Origin of the sequence: Shewanella sp. SM20, assembly GCF_025654545.1 — a bacterium.
In the GTDB taxonomy this organism is placed as follows: Bacteria; Pseudomonadota; Gammaproteobacteria; order Enterobacterales; family Shewanellaceae; genus Shewanella; species Shewanella oncorhynchi.
The window spans coordinates 1-2214 of the sequence record NZ_JAKKRK010000117.1; the positions used below are offsets into that span (position 1 = coordinate 1).

The 2214-nt window shown below is 35.9% G+C and carries 2 protein-coding genes and 2 pseudogenes; 1 reads left to right on the plus strand and 3 read right to left on the minus strand.

Annotated elements, in window-relative coordinates; all coding sequences use genetic code 11:
* Positions 1–16 precede the first annotated feature (16 nt).
* From L5M18_RS23085 to L5M18_RS23095, 3 genes and pseudogenes are all read right to left on the minus strand, one after another.
* A pseudogene (locus L5M18_RS23085) lies at positions 17–157 on the minus strand (IS4 family transposase); the annotation flags it as partial.
* A gap of 38 nt (positions 158–195) precedes the next feature.
* Positions 196–1446, minus strand: coding sequence for a glycoside hydrolase family 3 N-terminal domain-containing protein (locus L5M18_RS23090; RefSeq protein ID WP_263198713.1), 1251 nt, complete (start codon positions 1444–1446; stop codon positions 196–198).
* A gap of 229 nt (positions 1447–1675) precedes the next feature.
* A complete protein-coding gene (locus L5M18_RS23095) occupies positions 1676–2050 on the minus strand; it encodes a hypothetical protein (protein ID WP_263198714.1) in 375 nt (124 codons plus the stop codon).
* A 55-nt stretch (positions 2051–2105) separates the two neighbouring features.
* On the opposite strand from L5M18_RS23095, the pseudogene L5M18_RS23100 reads away from it, so the two are divergent.
* A pseudogene (locus L5M18_RS23100) lies at positions 2106–2214 on the plus strand (IS110 family transposase); the annotation flags it as partial.

Below are 2214 nucleotides of genomic sequence, written 5' to 3' on the forward strand. Positions count from 1 at the left end.
AATTTCGACCTAACTAATTTCGACCTAACTCAGTCAAGGTCAGTGTCTTACATTCAATCAGTGCCTTAGAGGCCAGCATCAAGCTGTTTAATCGTTTTAGGTGAAGTTCTGGGCAGTATTGGTGTAAAGAATGTTGTAGGATATTGGCTTCGCGCATCTTGTTGTCCAAGTGTAGTTTTTAGCGAAACCATTTGATCATGCAACAAGATGCGCTTCCACTCTAATTTGATGATTTATTTGTAAATCATCAGGGGATTCTTCAGGCTTTAGCTTTAATATTTTCCCTAAACTTTCTTTGAATCTTTTTCTATAAACTGGATTTTCTTCTATTATTTTTTCTATAGCTAAAATACTATCCTCAATATCTTTTATAGTTAGAGAACTATGTTTTTTAGTTCCGCTGCCAGATAGATGAGAAAATAGTAGCAAATCATGGCCAGCTTTAAAGGCATTCTCTGCTGACTTGACGTATGAGAACTTTTCATATCTTTTTTCAATATAAATCTTTGATGCTTCCATATTAGATAGATCATCTGTAATCAATATTTTACTGGATAAGCTTTTCTTATCTAAAAGGTTATCACTTATAAAATTTTTATTGTATGTCACAGGAATGTTTTTGTCGTTTGTTTTTACAACTAGGTGTGAGGTCATTATTCCTGAGTATGAATCTTTTATGTCTTCGAATGATTGAATCTCAGACTTAATTTTTTCTAATGAACCATTATATACTGGTTGCTCTTTATGGGCATTTTCATATACATGACCATATGACGGAAAATGTTTTGCAAAAGCTAATATATGGCTATCTGACAAACCATCAAGATATGCCTTTGCATAAGGGAGCATGATTTTTTTGGATTCAGAAAACGACCGTAAAGATATTGAAAGGTTAGGTGACCCTTGTAATCCATGGTCAAGATCAAGGACTGGCCCTAATATTACATCTACACCTAACGCTTTTAGTTGATACCCTGAGACCAAGCCTGCATAGTATGAGTTTTTTATATCACCGGAAGAAGATAAAACTAATGGATTAGGAGGTGGGGTTAATGGATAATTTATAGATGAATACCCATACCCTTCAAAATCTGCGTAGATAAAAACGGGCGTTTTTACAGAACTGGAACTTTTCATCGTTATATTATGCATAAGATGAATAGCATTGTTGAATGCTAACTTCCGATTATCACCTTTCTTTAATTCAACAGAAGGGAGGTTATAACTATTTAGCATTACCCCACCGACATTCATATCTGTGATTAATTTATTTAAATCACTGCTTCCAGAAACATTCTTGTAATCAACGGGAATACCTACTACAAATAGCTGAGCAATTGATTTCTTATATCCATTATCTTTAATATATTTTTCCACATCATCTGATGCCATTACATTTTTGAGTATTATAAATAGTAGAAAAGCTTTAACTATATTTCTGAGCATTTAATTCACGACCCTGACCTAAAAAATTATTTAGAAAAACCTGGGACATATATGGTCACCTCGGGTTTAGTGAGGCTAATGTCCTACTTTATTTAAACTGCATTCAAGCTAATCTATAAATCACCTTTCACAGTAGGGTATTGGTAGTTAAAACAAGGACAGGACAACCATAACTTTTATAAAAAAATATATGACCTCCAAAATTTTCACGTATTCAATATCTAATACTTTACTGCCGCACTAATTCCCCTGAATCGTACGCTCTATCAAATTCTGCTTTTGCATCGGCTTTTTGGTTGATGCAGTTGACCATGTGTTCGTCAGACTTAAAGTTTTTACAGTCTTCGGGGACAAGATAATACTTGCGCCATGCTTCGGCTTTGCGTAGTCGCGCGGCCTCGTTTTGCTTGGCTAGTCTGGATTTTTCAGCCGCATTTTGCTGTAACTCTTGCTGAATTTGGTACTCAGCAAGCTGGCGATCTTTCGTAGCCTGCTGGCGAGCAAGTTCCGTTTGCTTTTGCTGCATAGCAAACTCATTAAGCCCTTGTGTCAGGCGGTATTCGACATAACTCAAATAGCCAATTCGCACTAACAAAGTGACCATGTAGTCGCTAAAACTCTAGTCGCTAAAACTCATCAGAAAGAGGACGGGTCCACCTATGAAGATTACTACAATCGGTTTAGATATCGCAAAGTCTGTTTTTCATGCTGTTGGTGTCGATAAAGCAGGCAAGTTAATCAAAAAGAAAATGCTTAGACGCAAAGACT

What these genes read in the sequence shown, in the direction of transcription:
- L5M18_RS23090 (WP_263198713.1), bottom strand. Translation starts at nt 1,446, where the DNA reads ATGCTCAGAAATATAGTTAAAGCTTTTCTACTATTTATAATACTCAAA.
- L5M18_RS23095 (WP_263198714.1), bottom strand. Translation starts at nt 2,050, where the DNA reads ATGGTCACTTTGTTAGTGCGAATTGGCTATTTGAGTTATGTCGAATAC.